The organism is Paenibacillus albiflavus, assembly GCF_004344915.1.
GTDB lineage: Bacteria > Bacillota > Bacilli > Paenibacillales > NBRC-103111 > Paenibacillus_AM > Paenibacillus_AM albiflavus.
Map to the genome: position 1 here is coordinate 39,942 of NZ_SKFG01000017.1, position 22,724 is coordinate 62,665.

The 22,724-nt window shown below is 44.3% G+C and carries 18 protein-coding genes; 10 read left to right on the top strand and 8 right to left on the bottom strand.

The window, feature by feature from the left end:
* Positions 1-381: 381 nt before the first annotated feature.
* From E0485_RS16440 to arcC, 9 genes are all read left to right on the top strand, one after another.
* Positions 382-2,064, top strand: a complete 1,683-nt coding sequence (locus E0485_RS16440; RefSeq protein WP_235857604.1) for a PucR family transcriptional regulator — start codon at positions 382-384, stop codon at positions 2,062-2,064.
* A 177-nt stretch (positions 2,065-2,241) separates the two neighbouring features.
* Positions 2,242-3,474, top strand: coding sequence for an allantoate deiminase (allC, locus tag E0485_RS16445; RefSeq protein ID WP_132419147.1), 1,233 nt, complete (start codon positions 2,242-2,244; stop codon positions 3,472-3,474).
* Positions 3,475-3,526: 52 nt separating this feature from the next.
* Positions 3,527-4,771, top strand: a complete 1,245-nt coding sequence (locus tag E0485_RS16450) for an MFS transporter (protein WP_132419149.1) — start codon at positions 3,527-3,529, stop codon at positions 4,769-4,771.
* Between the two features lie 44 nt (positions 4,772-4,815).
* Positions 4,816-5,580, top strand: a complete 765-nt coding sequence (gene allE / locus E0485_RS16455; RefSeq protein ID WP_132419151.1) for a (S)-ureidoglycine aminohydrolase — start codon at positions 4,816-4,818, stop codon at positions 5,578-5,580.
* Positions 5,581-5,792: 212 nt separating this feature from the next.
* Positions 5,793-6,842 (top strand): ureidoglycolate dehydrogenase, encoded by a 1,050-nt coding sequence (gene allD, locus E0485_RS16460; protein ID WP_132419152.1) that lies wholly within the window; start codon positions 5,793-5,795, stop codon positions 6,840-6,842.
* 129 nt (positions 6,843-6,971) lie between these two features.
* Positions 6,972-8,714 (top strand): acyl-CoA synthetase FdrA, encoded by a 1,743-nt coding sequence (fdrA, locus tag E0485_RS16465; RefSeq protein WP_132419210.1) that lies wholly within the window; start codon positions 6,972-6,974, stop codon positions 8,712-8,714.
* 26 nt (positions 8,715-8,740) lie between these two features.
* Entirely contained in the window at positions 8,741-10,006 is a 1,266-nt protein-coding gene (locus E0485_RS16470) for a YlbE family protein (RefSeq protein WP_132419154.1), read from the top strand.
* A gap of 27 nt (positions 10,007-10,033) precedes the next feature.
* Positions 10,034-10,948 carry a DUF2877 domain-containing protein gene (locus E0485_RS16475; RefSeq protein WP_132419155.1) on the top strand — a complete coding sequence of 305 codons (915 nt, stop codon included), beginning with the start codon at positions 10,034-10,036 and terminating at the stop codon, positions 10,946-10,948.
* The gene (arcC, locus tag E0485_RS16480; RefSeq protein ID WP_132419157.1) at positions 10,930-11,874 is read left to right on the top strand and encodes a carbamate kinase; all 945 of its coding nucleotides are present in this window, start codon (positions 10,930-10,932) and stop codon (positions 11,872-11,874) included. Before E0485_RS16475 ends, arcC begins: the two co-directional genes overlap by 19 nt.
* Positions 11,875-11,976: 102 nt before the next feature.
* On the opposite strand, the gene E0485_RS16485 is transcribed toward arcC, so the two are convergent.
* The 6 genes from E0485_RS16485 to E0485_RS16510 are packed head-to-tail and all read right to left on the bottom strand — an operon-like array spanning position 11,977 to position 20,464.
* Positions 11,977-12,837 (bottom strand): GGDEF domain-containing protein, encoded by an 861-nt coding sequence (locus E0485_RS16485; protein ID WP_132419158.1) that lies wholly within the window; start codon positions 12,835-12,837, stop codon positions 11,977-11,979.
* Entirely contained in the window at positions 12,837-14,918 is a 2,082-nt protein-coding gene (locus E0485_RS16490) for a cellulose biosynthesis cyclic di-GMP-binding regulatory protein BcsB (protein ID WP_132419160.1), read from the bottom strand. The genes E0485_RS16485 and E0485_RS16490 overlap by 1 nt, the downstream gene beginning before the upstream one ends.
* 17 nt (positions 14,919-14,935) lie before the next feature.
* Positions 14,936-16,186, bottom strand: coding sequence for a glycosyltransferase family 2 protein (locus tag E0485_RS16495; RefSeq protein ID WP_132419162.1), 1,251 nt, complete (start codon positions 16,184-16,186; stop codon positions 14,936-14,938).
* A complete protein-coding gene (locus tag E0485_RS16500) occupies positions 16,186-17,748 on the bottom strand; it encodes a hypothetical protein (protein WP_132419164.1) in 1,563 nt (520 codons plus the stop codon). The genes E0485_RS16495 and E0485_RS16500 overlap by 1 nt, the downstream gene beginning before the upstream one ends.
* Positions 17,749-17,790: 42 nt before the next feature.
* Entirely contained in the window at positions 17,791-19,275 is a 1,485-nt protein-coding gene (gene wsfD, locus E0485_RS16505) for a glycan biosynthesis hexose transferase WsfD (RefSeq protein WP_207911000.1), read from the bottom strand.
* A gap of 19 nt (positions 19,276-19,294) precedes the next feature.
* Positions 19,295-20,464: a glycosyl hydrolase family 8 gene (locus E0485_RS16510; RefSeq protein ID WP_132419165.1), complete on the bottom strand. Its 1,170-nt coding sequence runs from the start codon at positions 20,462-20,464 to the stop codon at positions 19,295-19,297.
* Between the two features lie 340 nt (positions 20,465-20,804).
* Here E0485_RS16510 and E0485_RS16515 point away from each other — a divergent pair, with 340 nt between their 5' ends.
* Entirely contained in the window at positions 20,805-21,890 is a 1,086-nt protein-coding gene (locus E0485_RS16515) for a M24 family metallopeptidase (protein ID WP_132419167.1), read from the top strand.
* 56 nt (positions 21,891-21,946) lie between these two features.
* Here E0485_RS16515 and E0485_RS16520 read toward each other — a convergent pair whose 3' ends face one another.
* Both E0485_RS16520 and E0485_RS16525 read right to left on the bottom strand, forming a co-directional pair.
* A complete protein-coding gene (locus E0485_RS16520; protein ID WP_132419168.1) occupies positions 21,947-22,309 on the bottom strand; it encodes a VOC family protein in 363 nt (120 codons plus the stop codon).
* Position 22,310: 1 nt separating this feature from the next.
* Positions 22,311-22,670: a VOC family protein gene (locus E0485_RS16525; RefSeq protein ID WP_132419170.1), complete on the bottom strand. Its 360-nt coding sequence runs from the start codon at positions 22,668-22,670 to the stop codon at positions 22,311-22,313.
* Positions 22,671-22,724 lie beyond the last annotated feature (54 nt).

Sequence of the window (22,724 nt, forward strand, 5' to 3'; positions counted from 1 at the left end):
GTCATAATCAAATATTATTCCTAAAACCAATAATTTGCAAGCACTTTTTCAGTGGATGTAAACTGTATCCATAACACTCGAAGAACAGCAGGAGAACGCTCAAACCACAGGTGTCATTACTGATGTCCATAACGATGAGAAATATCCATCCGTTCATATCCAGGGTGTTGGTACGGAAGGCGAGATCCATGAAGTGCAGTGCGGTGATGCTTGGTTTCAGGAGCCAAGCGGAAGACTTTCGGCTCCAGTATTGGTAAGATTATAGTACAGTCCTTAAATGCAAGATCCAATAGTCGGCTCATGCCGGCACGGAACTTTGAAAGTCACGAAACGATATATTTCCTGCCAAATGTTATTTTTCGAATAAAAGGGGTTGAAGATATGGAGTTTAGAGTGGAACATGTGCTGAAAATGGAGAGACTGCAAAATGCGAAAGTACTCGGGGGCGAAAAAGGCCTCTCGAATGTGATTAAAGGCATCACCATTATGGAAGCTCCCGATATCGCGGATTGGTTGAGTGGTGGAGAGATGCTGCTGACCAGCCTGTATCCGATCCTCAATTATACAGAGGAGGAACAGCGGGAATTTGTCTCCCGTCTAGCTGATAAGGGAGTCAGCGCCTTAATGATCAAAAACCACCGTTTCGTCAAAAAGATCCCGGATGTCATCATAGAAACAGGCGAGAAGACGGCTCTGCCCATTATCCAAATCCCTCAGGACATCCCTTATGTGGATGTGCTCTATCCCGTAATGCAGGAATTATTTAATAACCAAGTGATGAAGCTTAAATATTTTAAAGATGTGCATGATCGCTTCACAACGCTTTCCTTAATGGATGCCGGTCTGGAACCTATTATCACTACACTGGAGGAATTGATCGGAAACCCCGTTGCCCTCTATGACCGAAATTTTGTCTGTATGACGCCTACATCCTTTCACACGACGCCGGTAGAACAAAAGGAACGGAATGTAGAACGAGTTAAAATAGTCGAAACAAAATTTCCTTATTATTGGATGACGGCACAGGTTACGGAACCGGAAACAAAATTGGTCGAGCAGGTAGTGGTACCCATTCGAACGGTAAACCGAATTAAAGTGCATCTAGTCGTTACCGAAGCCTACAAACCGATAGAAGATTTGGACTTTATTGCAATCGAAAATGCCGCTACCGCTCTGTCCCTGGAACTGGTTAAGCAATTTGCCGTGGCAGAGGTAGAGCGTGAATTTATAAATGATATTATTGACGATCTTCTTGCGGGTAAAGGCCAAATGATGGAAACGGTGTATCATCGGGCTAATCTGATTGGCTGGGATTTGGACCGTTCGTATGCTGTGTTATTGTTTCATGTGAAAGACGAGTTCATCTCTCTGAGTCAAAAAGAAATGAACAAACCTATAAGCTTGCGCAGATTGCAGAGCAAAACCTTTACTTATTTGCACGAAGCTATTCGCTCCCAATTTGCAGACGGTATTATGCGCAGCCGAAGCGATACGATTATTCTGCTTTTACCGGTTGACCAGCAGGAAGGTAAGGGGAAAGGCTGGTTGAACGCTGTTAAGGATAAAGCCCGCGAGATTCAGGAGAATATCCGGACAAAAGCCAAAGATATTGTCGTGCAGGTCGGCATCGGCAATGTTGCGGAAACCGTAACGGATATTGCGAGAAGCTACCAGGAGGCCGAAGATGCACTGGACCTCGGAGGCACGCTCTACGGCAATGAGTCGGTTACTGCCTATGCTGAACTTGGCCTGTTCCGGCTGCTATGCCAGTTTCCTGATCCTGACGCACTAACCTCTTTCATTCCCGCTTCTTTAAGCAGGCTGGTAGAAAGCAAGAATGCCATCAAAAATGATCTGCTGCATACGCTTGAGGTATTTTTGCAGCATAATCAAAATGCAGCAAAAGCAGCTCATGACCTTTTTGTCCATTACAAAACGGTCATGTACAGACTGGAACGAATCAAAGAAATCACCGGCATGGATTTCGAGGATTCGGAAGAGATGCTAGGGGTTAGAGTCGGCCTAAAGATTCTAAATTTGGTAAAAAGCGAAAGAAACGACTAAATATTTGAGCTGGACGGGCCCTGTGCCCGTCTTTTTTTACCCATGGTGGATAAAGAATCGGTTAGACTTTTATCCACTCCTGTTAATGACTCTGCTTTGGTAAGCGTTTACACTAAAGTTGCAAGAAGCTAAACGTCTTTCGAATTATTTTCATCATCATAGAAAGGGACGGTAAGTATGGAAGAATTAAACAATGATATCATGCAGCTATTAGAATGGCTCGGATATTTTGGAAAAGATCCTGAAGGAGGCGTCTCCCGGTTTCTTTACTCCAAAGAATGGCTGGAGGCTCAGAAATCTATAGAGGACTGGATGAACAAAGAAGGCTTCAACGTTCACTTTGATGAAGTGGGCAACTTGTTCGGGGGCCTACAAGGAACAAAGTATCAAGATGAAACCGTATTGACCGGTTCTCACGTGGATACAGTAGGCAATGGCGGTTTGTACGATGGCCAGTACGGTATTGTTGCCGGTTTGCTTGCAGTTAAATACTTAAAAGAAACATATGGGAAGCCGCTGCGCAATCTACAGGTGGTGTCCATGGCCGAAGAAGAAGGCAGTCGATTCCCTTACGCATTCTGGGGATCCAAAAATATCGTATGTACGGCAAAACGCGAAGAAGTGGAAAACATTGCAGACTTTGATGGCATAGCCTTCGTAGACGCGATGAGAGACTGCGGCTTTGATTTCCGTAAGGAATCCACAGAGCTTCGCAAAGACTTGAAAACGTTTGTAGAACTCCATATCGAGCAAGGCAGCGTTCTGGAAAATGAAAAAAAATCTGTAGGTGTAGTCCACAGCATTGTAGGTCAGCGCAGATTTACCATAGAAGTGACGGGAGAAGCCAACCATGCCGGTACCACCCCGATGAATTACCGCAAAGATGCTGTTCATGCTGCTAGTGTTATGATCAGTGACGTAATGAACCGGACAAAAAAACACGGAGATCCGTTAGTAGCTACAGTGGGCAAAATCGAAGTGAAGCCAAATGTGGTTAACGTGGTTCCGGGCTATGCCTTATTCACCATGGATATCCGCCATACGGAGAAAGAAGCGCTTGTTCAAGTTACAGAAGAGATTACAGCTTCCCTGAATACCATTGCGGAAGAAATGGGTGTAGGACTGAAGATCGATATGTGGATGGATGCGGATCCAGTTCCTATGGATAAACGTGTGGTAGAAGTGGTTGAACAGCAGTGCAAGGAAAAAGGCCTGAATTATAAGCTAATGCATAGCGGAGCGGGACATGATGCCCAAATATTTGCTCCTTTTGTTCCATCGGCAATGATTTTTGTACCGAGCAGAGAAGGAATCAGCCACAATCCGGCTGAGTTTACCGAGCCCCATGATTTAGCTGAGGGCGTGAAGGCTCTGATCGGCACCCTCTATAAGCTGGCATATCAAGATTAAGCGACATCTTCATAACAAGCTTGCCAATCCCATCATAAGGAGCAGAAAAGAGATGAGCGAACAAACCCCAACAGCTAAAAAAGGTGGACTTGAGTACTGGAAAAAGGTCGTCATTCTATTTTGTCTCGGTTGGACTGTCATCTGGATTTACAGAACTGTTCTGAACCCGATTTTACCGGAGATCAAAATACAGCTTGGCGTTGAATCGGATGCCAGCATGGGTCTAATCTCCAGCTTGTTTTTTCTAGCCTATACCTCTATGCAGATACCTTCCGGCTTTCTTGCTGATAAATTCGGAAGAAAAATAATGCTGATTCCTGGCTTCCTGATCTTTGCTTTCGGAGTCTTTACCGTCGGGATCGCACCGTCCCTGATTTTCTTGCTTGTGGGCAGTTTCCTGGCAGGACTTGGACAAGGTACCTATTACGGACCGGCTTACTCAATCTCATCCACCGCAATCCCGAAAGAAAAGCGGGGCTTCTCCACCGCCATTATCAACAGCGGGTCGGCGATCGGTATGGCGATCGGATATATCGGTTCCTCCTACATGGTAAAAGGGCTTGGCTGGGACTGGAGACCTTTGCTTTTTGTCACAACGGGCTTAATTATTATCATGGTTATTGCATTTGCCAAAGTGATTAAGGAAAAACCAGTAGCAGATGTTGTTACAGAAAGCAAAGAAAAAAATGCGGATGATAAAGCATCGATGAAAACGCTTTTTGGCGATATCCGAATGATTTCGGCTTACGTCATTTACTTCTCCGTTTGTTACGGGTACTACATGATTGTGACCTGGCTGCCAAGTTACCTGCAAATGGAGAGAGGATTCGAAGGGGCCGCTATTGGTTTTGCCGCTGCTCTTGTTGCCTTTGCTTCTGTGCCGGGTGCCCTATTGTTCAGCCGATTGTCCGACAAGTTCAAGAATAAAAAGATTATGGTTGTTATTATTTTGCAAGCGATTGCGGCCGTTACTCTGTATTTGACGGTTACGATCCAAAGCAACGAACTACTGATTGTGTTCCTACTTATGTACGGATTCTTCGGTAAACTGGCCATCGATCCGATTATGATCTCCTACGTGGCAGATATTGCACCTAAGAAAGGGTACAGCACAACGTTCGGTGTGTTTAACTTCTTTGGGATGATGTCGTCTGTAGTCGCTCCGTTTGTAACGGGATTGATTTCGGACGCTACGGGAAGCAAGATCCTAGGCTTCTACCTTGCTATCGGCATCATTATTGTAGGTACGCTTTTCCTATTCTTCACGAATATGATCAAACGCCCTGCTACAAGCTAAATCTATTTTACACAAATGTTTAAAAAGAAAAGGAGAGAAATACAATGGGATATGCAACTGATCTGCTGTCTAGCCGTTCCATCATTAAACATGGCAAATATGCATTAATCGCTCCAGAAGGTTTGGTCAATAATGTGGTTCCGGGTTTTGACAACTGCTCCATGTCCATTCTGGCGACTCCGAAGCTTGGAGCAAGCTTTGTGGATTATATAGTTACCATGCACGTGGGAGGCAAAAACACGGATGGTTTTGGTGGGCAAGAACATATCGAAACCTTCGTTTATGTGCTGGAAGGCGAAATCAAGGCATCTGCTGATGACCAGTCGTATACGCTGACAAGCGGCGGCTACTTGTACTGCCCTCCAGGAATGACTATGTATCTGGAAAATCTGAAAGACGGTGACAGCAAACTGTTCTTGTACAAGCAAAAGTATAAACCGTTAAAAGACTTGAAACCATGGGTCGTTACCGGCAACACAAATAACATTCCGGAAGAAGACTATGATGGTATGACGGATATGCGGATTCAGGATCTGCTTCCGAAAGAGCTTGCTTTCGACATGAACTTCCATATATTGACCTTTGATCCCGGCGCATGCCATCCATTCATCGAGACGCATGTGCAGGAGCACGGAGCTTACCTGCTTTCCGGTGAAGGGATGTACAACCTGGATAACGAATGGATCCCGGTGAAGAAAGGCGACTACATCTTCATGGGTCCGTATGTGCAGCAGGCTTGCTATGCAGTCGGCCGAGAGAAACTCGCTTATGTTTACTCCAAAGACTGCTACCGGGATGCAGATCTCTAAGGATTAGACTCGCAAAGACGAGGACGATGGTAATAAGCGGTCCGCTTTTTACCAGTGATATAGAATTTATATCTTTTAGCTCATAAATTCTAAGTATCACCTTAAGAAACGCATCCGTCTTAAAGACGGTAAAACCGTTTCTTTTGTTCTCCTTGTTACAGCGGGAATCGATCACACAGGTGCTGAAATCGAATTTAACGGAGGTGTCGGAATTGAGAATATCCAGACAGAAGTTAAAAGAGTTGATTACGCAAAAACTGCATAAAGCCGGTCTATCGGAAGAACATGCCGACGGGGTGGCGGAGGTTCTGGTCCATGCGGACATCAGAGGGATTCATTCTCATGGGGCCATGAGAGTGGAATACTATGCGGAACGGATCGCCAAAGGCGGTTTAAATATAAATCCAGAGTTTAAGTTTGACAAAACCGGTCCCTGCACAGCGGTATTCGATGGGGACAATGGGGTAGGCCATGTGGCTGCCAAGCAAGCTATGGATGAGGCCATCAAGATGGCCAAGGAAAACGGGGTAGCAGCTGTCGGCGTCAGAAGAATCGGACACAGCGGAGCCCTTTCTTATTTTGTACGGCAAGCGGCCAAATCCGACATGATCGGCATTTCTTTGTGCCAATCAGATCCAATGGTTGTTCCTTTCGGCGGTTCAGAGCCTTATTACGGAACCAACCCGATTGCTTTTGCCGCTCCTAGCCATGATAACCGTATCATGACGCTGGACATGGCGACGACGGTACAAGCTTGGGGTAAAATTCTTCATGCCAGATCGAAGAATGAGTCCATCCCGGATTCATGGGCGGTGGATAAAGAAGGCCATCCGACAACCGATCCTTTTAAGGTAAATGCTCTGCTCCCGATTGCCGGTCCCAAGGGATATGGTTTGATGATGATGGTGGATGTGCTTTCAGGTATCCTGCTCGGCCTTCCATTCGGGGATAAGGTCTCTTCGATGTACCATGATCTGACCGAATACCGGAATCTTGGACAGCTTCATCTTGTGATTAACCCGGCATTCTTTACTAATCCGGACCTATTTAAACAGCATATTTCGAACACCATGGACGACTTGAACCGTATCAAACCGGCGCCCGGCTTTAATCAGGTGCTGTTCCCCGGACAGAATAACGATCTGATTCAAGAAGAATACGAGAAAAACGGCATTGAAATTGTGGATGACATTTATGAATATCTGGTGTCGGACATTGTTCATAAAAACCAATACGACAACAAAGATCCTTTTGCCAAGTAATTAATTTCACATTCAGTCTATAAGGAAGACCTATTCCTTACCTAGAGCAGCAGCGTGATTCTTTAATCTAATGCCGCTTTGCCGCTTCAATGAGAATCAACTTATATGACGGAAGAGGTGCTTGTACTTATGCTATATTCCATAATCAAAGAAAATTCCTATCAAGATTCGGTTAACCTCATGCTCTTAACCAACAAGATTTCCACCATGGACGGAGTAAACCAAGCCTCCATTATGATGGGGACGCCAGCAAATAAAGATATTTTCCAAAATACCGGCATGTATACGGATGAACTGGAAAAAGCGGGTCCTAACGATATGTGTATCGTGATCCGCACAGAAAGTGAAGAAAAAGTATCCGAGGTGCTAGCCACCATTGAAGATGAACTGAAGAACCAGGCAGTAAGCAGCAGCAAGCAGGAATTCGAATCCGTGCGTACTTGGGACAAGGCGTTGCAGGCGCTGCCTAATGCTAATCTTGCCCTGATCTCCGTACCTGGCCAATATGCGGCGGAAGAAGCGGAAAAAGCACTTGACCGCGGGCTGCACGCCTTTATCTTTAGCGATAACGTTGACATCCAGGACGAATTGCGTCTGAAACAAAAAGCGCATGAAAAAGGTTTGCTGGTCATGGGACCGGACTGCGGAACCGGAATACTATCCGGTGTTCCGGTAGCATTCGCCAACGTAGTAAAAGAAGGCAACATTGGAGTTGTCGGTGCTTCGGGAACAGGTATTCAGGAAGTCACCACTCTCATTGACCGTCTAGGCGGCGGGGTGAGCCATGCCATTGGAACAGGAGGACGTGACCTCTCTGAAACGATTGGGGCTATTACGATGTTGGATACCATTCAAGGACTTGAGAAGCACAATGCCACCGAAGTGATCGTAGTTATTTCCAAACCGCCTGCCAAAGAAGTGCGGAATCAGGTAGTACGGCTTTTGCACCGCGTATCGAAGCCTGTGGTTGCTATTTTCGTCGGTGAAGAACCGCAGGTGCATGAAGGCAACGTATTTTACGCCCATACGCTGGAAGAGACTGCTATGATAGCCGTTGACCTGTCTAAAGACAGAGAAATCAAGGCGAACTACAACAAACTGGACACAGAAGCTCCGAAAGCTGAGCTGAAACCGGAGCAAACCGCAATTAAAGGTCTGTATTCCGGCGGTACACTCGCTTATGAAACCGCTGTCCTTATGTCTAAAGGTCTTGAGCTGGGTCAGCTGATCCATGAAGACGGGTACATGCTGAAAGCCAAAGGCCATGAAGTAATCGACCTTGGAGATGACAAGTATACGCAAGGTAAGCCTCACCCGATGATTGATCCGGAAACGAGAATCCATTACATCGAGCAGGCTGCCCAGGATGAATCCACGGCGATTATTTTATTGGATGTCGTTCTAGGGTACGGCTCCCATGAAGATATGGTCGGTGCCCTGCTGCCAATCATTAAGAAAACACAAAGCGAAGCCAAAGCAAAAGGCAAAAACCTGTATTTCGTGGCAACGGTGTGCGGAACCGAAAAAGACCCGCAGGATTATCAAGAGCAAAAAACCAAGCTAGAGCAAGCAGGTGTCATTGTCAAAGACAGCAACAACCAGGCTGTACGGACCGCCCTCGCGATGATGGGCATCCAGCTTCAAGAAAAGGATAAATCATTCACTCCTGCAGAGCAGGCAGAACAAGGAGACATCGAGATTTCTGAAGCCATCACCAAGCTGCTGAACGGAAAACCGGGAGTTGTCAATGTTGGACTCAAGAAGTTTGTGAATGCGGTAACTAGCTACGGCGGAAGCGCCGTTCACTTTGACTGGCGCCCGGTAGCTGGTGGCAATGAAAGAATGCGTAAGATTCTGAGCCTGCTTAAGTAAATATATATCGATTAGGAGGATGCAGCATGTACGGACCTTATCAAACAATAGATGAATCAAATCAGGCAGTCATACAAAAAATAGTAGCCGGTGCCCCGTTCCTAGTGGACGTGGTTCCTGCCAAATCGGTAGTAGAACAATTAAACGGAAGGGTACTTCTGCACGCCGGTCCACCTATTGAATTCGAAGATATGACAGGCCCTATGCAGGGTGCTTGTATCGGGGCTTCCTTGTTCGAAGGCTGGGCGGCGAATGAAGAAGAAGCGATGACCATGCTGAAACAAGGAGAAGTGACTTTCATTCCATGTCATCACGTCAAAGCCGTGGGGCCAATGGGCGGCATCACTTCTGCGAACATGCCGCTTCTGGTTGTAGAAAATCAGACAGACGGCAACCGTGCTTATTGCACGATGAATGAAGGAATCGGAAAAGTGCTGCGCTTTGGAGCCTATTCCGATGAGGTTGTTCAGCGCCTGAACTGGATGAGGGATGTGCTGGCGCCTACCCTCTCTAAAGCTTTATCCCAGACCGAGAACGGCCTGAATATTAATGTCATGCTAGCAAAGGCAATTACTATGGGAGACGAATTCCATCAGCGGAATATCGCTGCTTCTCTCGTATTCTTGAAAGAAATCAGTCCTTATATCCTACAAACGAATGCATCCGAAAAAGATAAATTCGACGTGGTGAAGTTCCTAGCTGATACCGATCAGTTTTTCCTGAATATTGCCATGGCAACCTCTAAAGCGGTACTGGATGCTGCAAGAACGATTGAGCATGGTACCGTAGTAACGGCTATGTCGAGAAACGGCAAAAACTTCGGAATCCGGATCAGCGGTATGGGAGACGAGTGGTTTACCGCTCCAGTTAATACCCCACAGGGCTTGTTCTTCACAGGATACTCTCAAGATATGGCGAACCCGGATATCGGTGATAGTGCCATTACGGAAGCATTCGGTGTTGGCGGTATGGCTATGGTGGCTGCTCCTGGTGTTACTCGATTTGTGGGTGCTGGCGGATTTGAAGATGCGCTGGCAACTAGCAATGAAATGACGGAAATCTGTATCGGCCATAACCCTAACTTCACGATTCCAACTTGGAACTTCCAAGGAATTTGTCTCGGTATTGATGCAAGGAAAGTAGTAGAAACGGGCATCACACCCGTGATTAATACCGGTATTGCGCACAAAGAACCTGGAGTCGGCCAAATCGGGGCAGGTACAGTTCGCGCACCACTGGCTTGCTTCGAGAAAGCTCTTGAAGCTTATGCACAAAAGCTGGGACTGATTTAACGAAACGAAGGAAAGGGGGAGAGCGGTATGAGACATTCAATCCAGGTAGAAGGGAAGTTCAGCTCCGCTGTGCTTCCTCTCCTCCATTCAGGTGAACAAGGCTATGTGCATAGTGTGTTTCAGAATGGTTGGAATATCCGAATGGGAGCTGGACTTATTTTTATAGGCAGCACGAAGAATGGCAAGCTTCCCTTCGGCATCCATCTCGAAGATACGCATGTGCCGGAGCTCATTTCATTGATCAAAAAAGATGAAAAGGTTCTCTATGACATCAGTATGTCGTCTCTTCTCTTTTCCTCGTTCTCTATTCAATTGGATCCTAAGGACGCTTATCATTCCGATATAGGATTGACAATAGATCAGCAGGAGGAGTTGCTCTGTCTTTTGAATGCGTTTGCAGCTGAGCTGCTGATTCATGGTCAGCCTACAGGAGCAGGTATTTCGGTGGATCATTTTATCGAATGCTTCATAAAGGAACCTCATGCTTCCTGCTCGGATAGTGAACGGAAGGTTATGCAGCTAATGGATGCGGCTCAGACCCAAGACTTGTCGCAGATAGATAAAGTGCTCAGATACTGGATTGGGCGAGGGGAAGGCCTAACACCTTCTGGAGATGATATGCTCGCGGGAATGCTCGCTGTGGATGCGGTAACGGGGATGTTCACGGATACATTTCGCTTGCATTTATCTGAACTGGTAGAGAAAGAAGTCCTGACCACCGATATCAGCCGGGAATACCTGAAGTATGCACTGAATCAGAACTTCAGTTCGGTGGTGACAGGTGTCTTGAATGCCCTTCTTCAAAAGGATACAGACAACTTAAATGAACGGACCCGAGAATTGCTGTGTGTAGGACACAGCTCGGGACTGGATACAGCATTTGGCATACTGATCGGTATGCTGATCATAAGGAGGAATTCAAATTGGCACAAAAAGTTGTGATTGCTCTTGGCGGCAATGCTATTTTACAACCTAAACAGCAGGCAACCTATGAAAATCAACTGGAAAACGTTCGAAAAAGCTGTGAGGTGATCGCCCGCATTGTGAAGCAGGGTTATGAAGTGGTTATCACACATGGAAACGGCCCACAGGTAGGAAATATACTACGTCAGCAGGACGAAGCCAAGGAAGTGGTTCCGCAGTTTCCACTTGATGTGTGCAGCGCAGAATCCCAAGGCTTTATCGGGTATATGATGGACCAATGCCTGAAAAATGAGCTTCAAAAGCTCGGATTAAACAATGCTGTTACGAGCATGCTGACACAAACCGAGGTATCAAGAGAAGATCCGGCATTTCAAAATCCAACTAAACCAATTGGTGTTTTCTACAGCGAAGAAGAAGCCAACCGACTTGCAGGAGATAAAGGCTGGATTGTCAAGGAAGATGCGGGCAGAGGTTGGCGTCGTGTCGTTCCGTCTCCTATGCCAAAATCCATCATCGGAGCAGATGTAATTGGGTCTCTGACCAACCAAGGGGCCATTGTAATTGCCGCCGGTGGCGGAGGTATTCCTGTATCCCGACAAGCGGACGGAACCCTTGTGGGCGTGGAAGCCGTCATCGATAAAGACCGCAGCGGCTACCAGCTTGCCCAGGATGTGCATGCGGATGTTTTCATGATTTTGACCGATGTCCAGAACGTGTTTGTGAACTATGGGAAACCGGATCAAAAATCACTGGGGACGATCTCACTGAAAGAAGCCAAGCAGTATGCGGATGAGGGCCAGTTCAGTGCCGGTAGCATGGGGCCTAAAATGGAATCAGCCATAGGCTTTGCTGAGAAAGGCGGAACCGCTGTCATTTGCTCCCTGGATCAGGCGGATCTGGCTCTGGATGGTAAAGCGGGTACCCGCATTACACAGGATTTGTGATTAAAAAAGAAATGTGTGAGCTAACAGAGCCTACACATTTCTTTCGTATGATGCGTGACGAAAGTACCTGTCAGAGACAGGGCGAGCAGCCCTTTACTCTAGTTATACATCGTATTCCAACTGACCTTTGGCCTGTACAATAAAATCAAGCGGCGAAGAAATGGTATCGGGGTTATATTCGATCGCTCCGATTCTAAGCTGTAGATGAATTTTATAGTTGTCCGCGAATTCATTGGCATTCAGCACATCGATTTTTTGTTTGATCCGTTCGATAACGATGTCGGCTCCAGAGTGTTCTGTGAACAATAGCAACCCCCATGTAGGGCTTACATTATCAAACATGTACAACGAATCGTTCATGCGTACGCTCGTCTCGCTTAGCTTGGAAATCTCCATGATAATTTCATTCATCTGATCCTCATTGATCATCCGCTTCAATTCATCCCAGTATTTAACCGTGATCATGAGCAGGGTTATCGGAATTTGATAGCGGGTAGACAAGGCCATGAAGACTTCAGCGTCCTTATGGAATGACCGTGTATTTTTCAAGTTGGTATTTTCGTCTACTGTAGCTAATATCTCATTTCTCTTCTGGAGACGGGCATTCTCTGCCTGGAGTCGTTTATTGGCTAGTGTCATCGCCCAAGTGATAACGGTGAAGAGGGGGGTAATGACTAACCAGAAATAATTCAGTGATTCAACGGCAGTGCCGATGACAAGCGTCTGATAGAGAATGAATGAGCCATAACCAAAAATAAAAATGATATTCAGCACTAATCCCGTAATTAAATTAAAGAAATACGTAATGATCGCAATCAGGAAGGCGATGTTCAGCACAATAATGTTCGTCAGATAGTGCGATTGGTCGCCATCTCCTGAAGTCACAATAATACTTACAAAGCAAAGAATAAATAGGAGCAGAAAGGCACTATCCGACAATAAGCTGCTTTGATTTCGTCTCATTATTTATTCCTCCGTTTCATCCGATATTTACGAAGAATCAGGATTAACGAGACAAGAACGAGTATGAGAATGAGTGAGAAGGTGACTAGGAAAACGAGTGTATTCTTATTTTGCAGGATATCCTTAATTGGCGATACTTGTTCTTCTCCAGCTTGCTTTTTGAATCGGAAGGATTGAATCGTGCCATCCTTGTCGGTCACGGCTGCATCGCCGTATATTTGCCAAATCGAGCTTGAACTAGCGATTAGTTTGGACGCAAGATAATAATATTCGGATCCAGCGCCAGTAACGGCTAATAAGCCATTTCCCGGGCTATAAGGAGATTCGATTAGCTGTAAGGTTCCAATCCGCTTGCCGTAGCTAGGGTCAATACTCATTTTTTCATTGGATTGAAACTCAGTTCCATTAGGTGCATATTGAAAAAAGAGCTTGTCGTTATTGGCTTGAATAACTTTGTTATTCTGATACGACCCAATCGCAATAATTGAGCGACCCTGCAAGGCATCAGACCCGACATTATCCTCAAAGAAGTTTACATTTCCTGTATTTCCTTCGGCAAATTGTCCAAGTAAATTAAATAAATTGGTTAGGGTGAGATACGTATATTGGTCACGTTCGGCTGGCATTACAACGGCGACTTGACTGTAATTTCCGTCCCGCATGAAGGGATATGGATAATTGTTGAATAAGAGATTCGTTTGATCCTTGGTGTTAAGCTGGATCAGAGAATCCTTCGTAATAAATGCCCAAGGCATTTCATTTTGGTAATCGATACAACCAGTACCCGTCATCTCCAGATCAAATGCGACGGATACACTGAAATTGCCTGCTACATTCAAATTTTTGGGGATAGGTAGGGTTAGGCTATCACCATCCGCAAATTCTGGTGTCAGCTTCTTGCTCCCGATTGGCGTGTTATTGACGTATATCGTCACCATGGAGCGGTCAAAATCTAAATTTTTGGCATAACGGAAATCCAATTTAATCTTGCTTGAATCTGCAATGGTACGACTAGCAGGGAGGGCGATAAAAAAGGATCGTTCTTGACGCCAAGGCCCCCGTAGTTCTTCTCCATTTTCAGTCAAAACGATATTCTGATTCATATTCACCATACGTGTTGTGACATCCGTATTGTCATCAATGATCTTCTTGTCACTATCGATTTGCCCCATCAGTTCTTGGTTCGCGACAAAGCGACCTGCTTTCACAAGTAGATTCGGATCATTCGAGGTGATCACAAGCGTAGGCTGTGTATTCGCATTGACTAATTGAATAAGCGCTTTGTTGTTTAGGTCAGGTGTGCCTAACAGTCCTTTATATGTAGCAGGAAGATGATCGTATAAAGCGATCATGACAACAGCTTGTTTATCACTCATGTCCTTGTTGGAGGTGAAAAGCGGTATAGTAGTTCGCGATTTTAATGGATTCGCTTTGGCAAACCCCGAGAGGGCATATATGGCTGCCTCTAGCTCTTGTGAACTGCTCTGTTCCGATACGGCTATAGCATTCTTGTGGTCTGCAATGGTATCGATGCTTGTAAATAATCGATTGAATTCGCGAATACTCGGTTCCAAAGGTGCGTTCGTGTAATGAATCGTAATGCCGGATGTGTTGTACAATTGAAGCCAATTTTCCCTGGTATTATCCGTAATACAAATCAAGTTGTCATTAGGCAGCTGGATATTGCCCCGCACCGAAAGGGTGTTTGTCCCTTTTATAATTAATTCGTTGGGAATGATGATCGTTAATCGTTGTTTGGTTAGATCAGCTTTAATTGGACGAAAAGCATGAAAGTCAGTTCCGTTGATCGATAGCGTGACGCTGGACCGATTATCATCTGTCAAAGGTGTTGCTTGATAATCCAGATGAAAGACAACTTCATTTACATTCCAATTCGGATCGATGTTGAAATATTGATTCTTAGCTGTTGAGATTCCAGATAAGGAAGTATTGGAATCGATAAATGACAGGTCATACGTTCGAGGACTGCTAGTCTCGGCATTTGCTATAGACACTGGCACTATTGGCGTTATTAATAAAGCTAGGCATATGATGCTTATCCAAATGAATCGCTTATTCATAAGCACTCCTCCTTGTTCTAGAATCGTTCTGTTTTATACCATTTAACTTCACGCTTGAAAATGACATCTTTGAAATAGTTGTACAGGCCATTTACAGAGACGATCATCCAGAGCTGACAATAACTGACGTACATCAGCATGATGATCCAGATATTCGATAATCGCATTTCTCCTTTTTCTGTAATGATCGTTAAGAAGGTGCCCAAGATAAAGAGCGTAATGGCTAACAACCAGAGAAATGAACTGAAGCTTGCGATTGTTGTGTGAACAAATCCTAAAGCATTAAAGATTAGTAATAGATCTGAGATAACAAGGGATGTTAATAGCAAAAAATAAATGGATAGAAAATAGAGAATATCAAATTTGATTTTGTGAGCTGAACGCTTAAAGAGAAGAGGGATGTTCTTGATGATGACATAGATATTCCCTTTGGCCCATCTCGTGCGCTGTTTAAACCAAACCTTGAGCGTTTGAGGCTCTTGCTCCCAGGTTACGGCTTTGGGCTGAAATTTGATTTTGTAGCCCATCAAGTAGATTCGGAAGCTAATCTCGGTATCTTCTGCAATTGCCTTAACATCCCACCCGCCAATCTCTTCAATAATGTGACGACGCATAATAAAGTTCGTGCCTGGAATGGTACATAGCTTGAATAGCTGCCAGCGGCCAGCTTGGGCCATCCATTGGAAGGATAACGTCTCAATATTGATAAATCGAGTTAATAAATTCGTGTTGCGATTGCGTGTTCTAAATTTACCAATAACCGCCCCGAGGGATGCATCATTCATAATCTCGGCGACCAGATAGCGTAAGGCTCCTTTTTCAGGTGTGTTGTCCGCGTCATAAATGGCGATGAGTTCACCTTGGCTTTGCTTGAAGCCGATGTTCAAAGCATTGGATTTGCCTTTGCCGCCCGTCGTAGCATCCGTATTAATCACAATTAAGTTGCGCTGTGCGTATTTATCCTGCAGATTGCGAAGGAGAAGATCGCTATTATCAGAAGAATTATCGTTGATCACAATGATTTCGTACTTATCATGCGGATAATCAAAGGCAAGAAGGGATTCAACGGTTTGAATGATGACTTTGCCCTCGTTATGCGCAGGTACCATGATCGACACGAAAGGTGGCTCTCCTTGAATCGTAGGCAGCGGATCATGCTCAACCTTCATGTAATACAAATAACCAGCAATGATGAGCACGACATTCACGAGCAGCAGAGACCAGATACAAATGACGGAGATGAGCATGAGTACGTCTGAAATTGTCATTATTGTCTCCTTTGATTCTTATATTTGCGTTTATACAATCTGGCTCCTATGATCAGCAGAAAACCAAAAACAACTAGTGAAATAAGAATAAGAATAGCAAAAATTTTATTCTGAATATTAAACAAGGTTGCAAAGCTTTGCTTCTGTTTTTCTACATAGTCATAATTAGTTTCAATAATCTTAGGCGCTTCGTTCAAATCTATTACCTGCTGATTAATCGTAAGAATGCCTTGATTTGAAACGATTGTGTTCTTGGATGTTTGAACGGTATGTGATTCATTCTTATAATCACCGAATAATCTCCAGCTATTCCTGATGCTATCAACCAATTGCGCAAGCTTAGTTTCATCATCTATGAAATCATAAGTAAGCATTGTATCCATCGGCAGTTGTGGCGATGTTATACCAGAATAATTAATCTCCTGCGTGTTTTCGGCACTTAAACTAAAGCCAGAGAACGCGAATGAATAAGCGGTAGGTGTCTCCTCACGGTGTCTAATGGTTTCATCAGGGAACAGGATAGCGGAATTGAAGAATCCCATTCCAGAGCTTCCATATAGCCGATCATATGACCAATACATTTCAGCTCCGATTCCAAGTGGAGCAATTCCGTAATCGGCTAATACGTCGATGAAGGACTCCATTTGTTCCTTGAGAGGCCGTTCTTGACTTATGGTTGGTTGTACGACTGGCGCATTGATCAATATCGTTCCATTCTTTGCTTGCACATATTTCAAGGCTTCGAGGTAGCGCAACATAGCAGGATAATCGGTGTTCTCGAATACAGGACGAGCGCTGACCATAAAAGGAATGCCTGCGTCAAAAAGCTGATCGGCTAATTGCTTTAATAAGGACAGATCAGAAAATGGATAAATCACTTTGAACAGGAGATACGTTTGCGCCTCACGGGTTACACCGAGCCAATCTTTAAGTGGATAAGCCATCATAAGCTCACTTAAATTGCCCTGCTGATAATAAGGAATATAAGCATAAGATCCATTGCATACAGCGAATGGCGCATGTAATTCGGTACTGTCAGAAATGAGGCTTCCGTATGTCGTGCCTATTGCGCTAACCATATACGTAAGGCTCTGGTCATTCGTAATGGTTTGCGAGAACCGATCGATTTGGAATTGAATCGATGATGGAAGGGTTGTCGCTATTTGAACCCCCAGCTGGCGTTGTAACTTGGCAGGTATCTGCTTGCCAATATGCATGTAATCCCCTGTATAGCCCTCCATATCGTGCAAATAATCGGGATTCGTGATCGATAAATCACCTGCGTTCTGGATATAAATGACTTTATTAAACTTTGTGATGAGTCCTGAAACATATTGATCGATGCTTGTGAATGTAACTTGTACACCGTAGGCTGCAAGCATTCGCTTAAGCGCCTCAACATTACCCTCTTGTGCAGTATGCTTAGCAAGACTGTCATAGAGAAGGAGAACCTGTACCTGTGGCTTCGTCTCTGCAGCTTGTACATGTACTGAGGGCGTGATGAGCATGAGCATAAGCGAAAGGATGAGCACTTTGTGAAAATGGGTTATGTTTAGGTTCATACAGTACCTCCACCTTGTTTGACAACAGCTGATGAAATTGGATTATCGCTCCTTTTGCCATAGCCTGCGACGAATTGCATCTGCGATGAATAGGAAGGTCACGATATCGAATGCAGCGGTAAACAGAAATACGTGTTTCGCTAAATCGGCATCCCCAGCCCCTATAATCGATACTAGAATGCCAGATAGACCCATGAGCATCATCATGACAATAAGCGGCAATCGCAGGGCGAGTCTTTTATTTCTCGTTCTGATTGCGGAGATGAATGAAGGTAAATAACAGCCTATAATCAGAATGATCCAAATGACAATGAATCCAAAGGTAGAAGGGGTGAGGTAAGCCTTCAATAGACTATATCCAGAGAAGAAATTCGTCTGAGTTCCAAAGGGCTTGCCTACTGCTTTCTCATAATTACCCATAGCTGGCGGGCGAATCGTAAATGCGCTTTTGGCAGCCAAGTTGAGAAGTTTACCTGCTTGATCCGGATTCGTTATGTAGTAGGTCAGAATGGAGCCGAAACCATACTTGCTGTAGAAATTCTTCTCCAAAATTGCAGAATCCACGTCAACCGGTGTGTACGGCTCGTAATAAATACTTTTATTTAATATGGCATATTGTCTATCGATGTCAAAGTAGCGTAGTGCCACCTCAGGGTCTGCGGACTCCATTAGAATCCCCCTTGTCATCGCATGGTACTTGTTGATGTTGACGAATTCCTTCGGTATTAGTAAATAAGTGCCTATCCCTGCAAATAGTAAGCCTATAAGAGAGCAGATTGTCAGGGTTCGAAACAGCTTTTGTTTGCGAATAAGAACAAGAGTAACCCCCATTATGGCAATGATGATGCCAACGGGTGCATTCTGCTGCTTGCTCGTCGTTAACATAAGACCGCTAATCGTGAACAGGGCGAGCATGACGTAGTCATTATATCGATTTCGATAGAGCAATAAACCCGATGAGAACAGCAGGATCATCATAATCAGAACGTTGCTTTCGCCAAAGAAAGAGTTGAAGTAAGCGGTATAACCCGAATCTCCAAATATAAAAATGGCGAGCAATGCAATAGGATAGCCATACTTCTTTGGTGTTTGCCAAGTGATGCTTTCAACAAATAAATAGATCGCGATCGTATAAAGCAATGTATAAATAGCGGCTTGAATTCGGATATCAAAGATTTGCGGACTAATCAGAAGCTTGTTCAGCCAAATCGCCAGATGAATAAATAACGATTGGGACGAGAACACCTCTGACGTATGTTCGTTATAATATTGAAATATCCCATATTCTCTATTAAAGAATCCAAGGTATTGGCTATCATAGTCAGGTGCATTAAAAAAAAGGCCATTGCTGTAAATAATCCGATAATAATCCCCGTTATCCGCCATTCCGATATAGGGAGGAATGAATAAGGCAACGATTGTTAGGATGAGTACACCGCTAGCGGCTAGCGCTGCGGGAGATACATATTTGCTGAACCACTCAAGACGGCTATTGAGACGGAGTAATCCAGGCTTGCTTGAGTTCATAGGTCCATAGATTCCTTTCTTAATTGTTGTTTAGATATACGTAGGCAAGCAGCGCCATGAGATTGTCGAATGAGTACGCCTGCCCAGTCGCGGGATCCCCATAACCGCCGTAAAGCGAGCTTGTGGCATCCTGCACAACGAATTGATTCATTCTTTGTATACTGTCTTGGTAAAGGGTATCATCTCCAATTTGGGCGCCAATTATTGCCGTAATAGCATAAATCGCAGTGGATTGAATGTCGGTCGTTTGCTTGCCTTCTTGTGAATATCGACCGTAAAGTGTGCCTGATTTCACATGCTTTTTAATGTATTGAATGCTCTCAGGCTTCTGCTGCTTAATTTCAGCCAATGACAGAATCGTTAAGAGGGATTCAACGGTATTGATTTGATCGGATTGATAGGCTTTTTGTTCATAAGAGTAGCGTGTCTGATAAAAAGGAAATTGGTCCGACAAATAACCGTTCTGCACAATTTGCAGCATATTAGACTGAAGAGCCTGTACTTGTCCGTTTGGATCTGGTAGTTGTTCAAGCACACTGAAATTGACGTAGCACAGAGTAATAAATGAATTGGTCATTTGATAGGTTTCATCATAGAAGTCGTAGAGTCGATGCTCCTTGACGTTATATTGGAAGAAGCGGGTAGCATAGCTTGCAGCTTCTTGACTATATTGTTCATCATGGAACTGGGCTCCAGCTTCATACAAGGCACGGACTATCCGCAAATCATCCACAGCAGCATTTAGCGTATATTTCTTATTCTGCTTAGGACTAAATCGATAGCTAAAGCCTGTCTTCAGATCGAAGTTCTGTTTAGCCTTGTGCCATTCGCGTTCAAATGCTTCCTTTTGTTCTGTCAATGCATAGTACCTCATGAGCAGTCCTGCTGATTCACTAAGAATCTCATGTCCAGTTGCGACTTCGTCTGATTGGCCCGTATCGATTAAATTCGTATAAACACCGAAGTTGCCTGAGAGCTTGTCTACAATAAACTGATGCAGTCTTGTGCGTTCGGTACGAAATGAAGTATTGTCATCTTCAAAATGGGGTTGTTGTGTACTTGGGATAGGTGTTGAGTTTGGTGCTGGTGATGTGGTTAGTTTATTGGGTCTAGTGGTGAATTGGTAAACAACAAGACATATGCATGATAGAAGAATCAGGCTTATACAGAATAGGACAGATTTCCTCATTTCAATTAACACCTTTCACATACAGAACCATCATAACAATATGATCTGAATATTTACTGAATAACTTCAATTTGATACAACGATTAACATAAATCCCTATTAAATGTCAATTAAAAATAACCAATTATTACATCATACAACATATTATTGAATGAATTGTGTCAAAATATATATTAATAACCGCACAAGGTTTGAATCTTTGCTTTGAAGTAGATTAGTTCTCAGAGTAGAGGGGAAACTTTTCAGTTTCATTTTTATTTGTAATTATTCAATAGATGACTTACGATAAAAGTGAAGTGGAAACGATTGGGAGTTCATATTTTCAGGGGGTTGAAAGCAAATGTTAGACGTATATGCGGACAGATTTCGCAGGGTGAAGCATTTAATGGAACAAAACGGTTGCGATGCGCTAATTGTGACTGCAACACCGAACGTTTTTTATTTTACGGGCAAATGGATTGATCCGCACGAGCGTTTGCTGGCGGTTCTGATCAGACAAGGCAAAGATCCTGTCGTGTTCGCTCCATCTCTTCATACAGGTGATTTTGATCCGAATCAAATGGAATGTGTATTCTTGAACGATGGGGAAGACAATATTGGTCTGTTAGCGCAATACTTGGATAATACGGGTACGGTATCAATTGATAATACTTGGCAGAGTGCCAACCTGTTAGCGCTTATGGCGAAGAAACCGAATCTTAAATTTGTGGCGAGCGATCATGTGCTTGTTCCACTTCGGACGATTAAAGATGCGCAAGAGATTGAATTCATCCGTACATCGGGACAATTGGCTGATCGCGTCATGGCGGGAATTATTGCCCAAGTTCGTCCTGGTATCACAGAGCTTGAAATAGTGGAAGAATTGAAATCGCTATGGAAAAAAGAAGGCATACATGAGCTATCCTTCAGCCCAGGAATCGGTAGAGGGCCGAATGGTGCTAACCCGCATCATTCACCTGGTCATGATGCCATTCGTCATGGTGATATGCTCATTATTGATATGGGTGGGGTATACAATCATTATTGCTCCGATATGACACGTACGATCGCGATCGGCGAGGCGTCCGATAAACAGCGCGAAGTCTATAATCTTGTACGATTGGCGAATGAAACCGCTCAGAAGAAAGTGAAGCCGGGTGTTCGTTTCATGGACATCGATCTTGCAGCAAGACAAGTCATTGAAGACGGTGGATACGGTCCATTATTCACGCACCGTACAGGTCATGGTCTAGGCATCGAAATTCATGAAGCGCCATATGTACATAAGGCTAATGAGCAGTTAGTTGAACCTGGTATGGTATTCAGCATCGAGCCTGGTATCTATATTCCAGGGGAGTTCGGTGTACGTATCGAGGATATCGTCATTGCGACAGAAGATGGCTGCGAATCCTTTAACTTGGCTCCGAAAGATTTAATTATTGTTTAAATATAAGAACGCTCTAGCAGAAGCGGGATGCTTCATGGCTAGAGCTTTTTTTTCGTTTACTTCGCAAACTCCAGCAGTTCGATCACGTTGCCAAAAGGGTCCTTGAATGCTGTGTACGTACCTGGAGGACACGGCATTGGCGTATCATAGATGAATTGAATGCCTTGCTGTCTGTATGCTGACATGGTATTTACAATATCGTCTGTCTGAATACCAATAACGACTTGCGCGTGATGTGGATAGATAGCAGGCGAATTGCCCTCGACTTTGCAGAGAATAAGCGGCACGCTATCGTGTTGCAAACCGATAATGCCCTCATCATAAACTTCGTCAACCTCAAAGCCTAATTTTCCACAATAAAAATCCTTCGCTAGCTCCATATCTGATACATAGATGGATACTACGCAAATTTGCGGCATATTAATCCTCCTTATTATTGAAGTATTCAAAGAAACCAAGTCGATTTCCCCATGGATCGCTGAAGGTTGCCCACTTTACAGGTACTTCTTCTCTTGAATAGATTTCAAAATATTCGACATTTAATTGCTGCATTATTCGTTCTCGTTCAGCTTCGAGATTCCTAACACCTAGTCGGATAGGTCCGCTGCCTTCGGCAGGTAATCCTTCCGCGACTTGGAGCCAGCAGCCGGGCATGAGCTCCCATTCAACAAAGCCATCATGTGGAATTGAATCGGGTGCCTTACCCAGTAGAGTTCGGTACCAGTTCAGACCTTGCCCAATATCTGTGACACGAATTTGAATGGTCATTTCTTGAATCAATGAGCAACGCTCCTTGTTTTTGGTATAACAAATCAGTCTTAATTGAATTTTAAC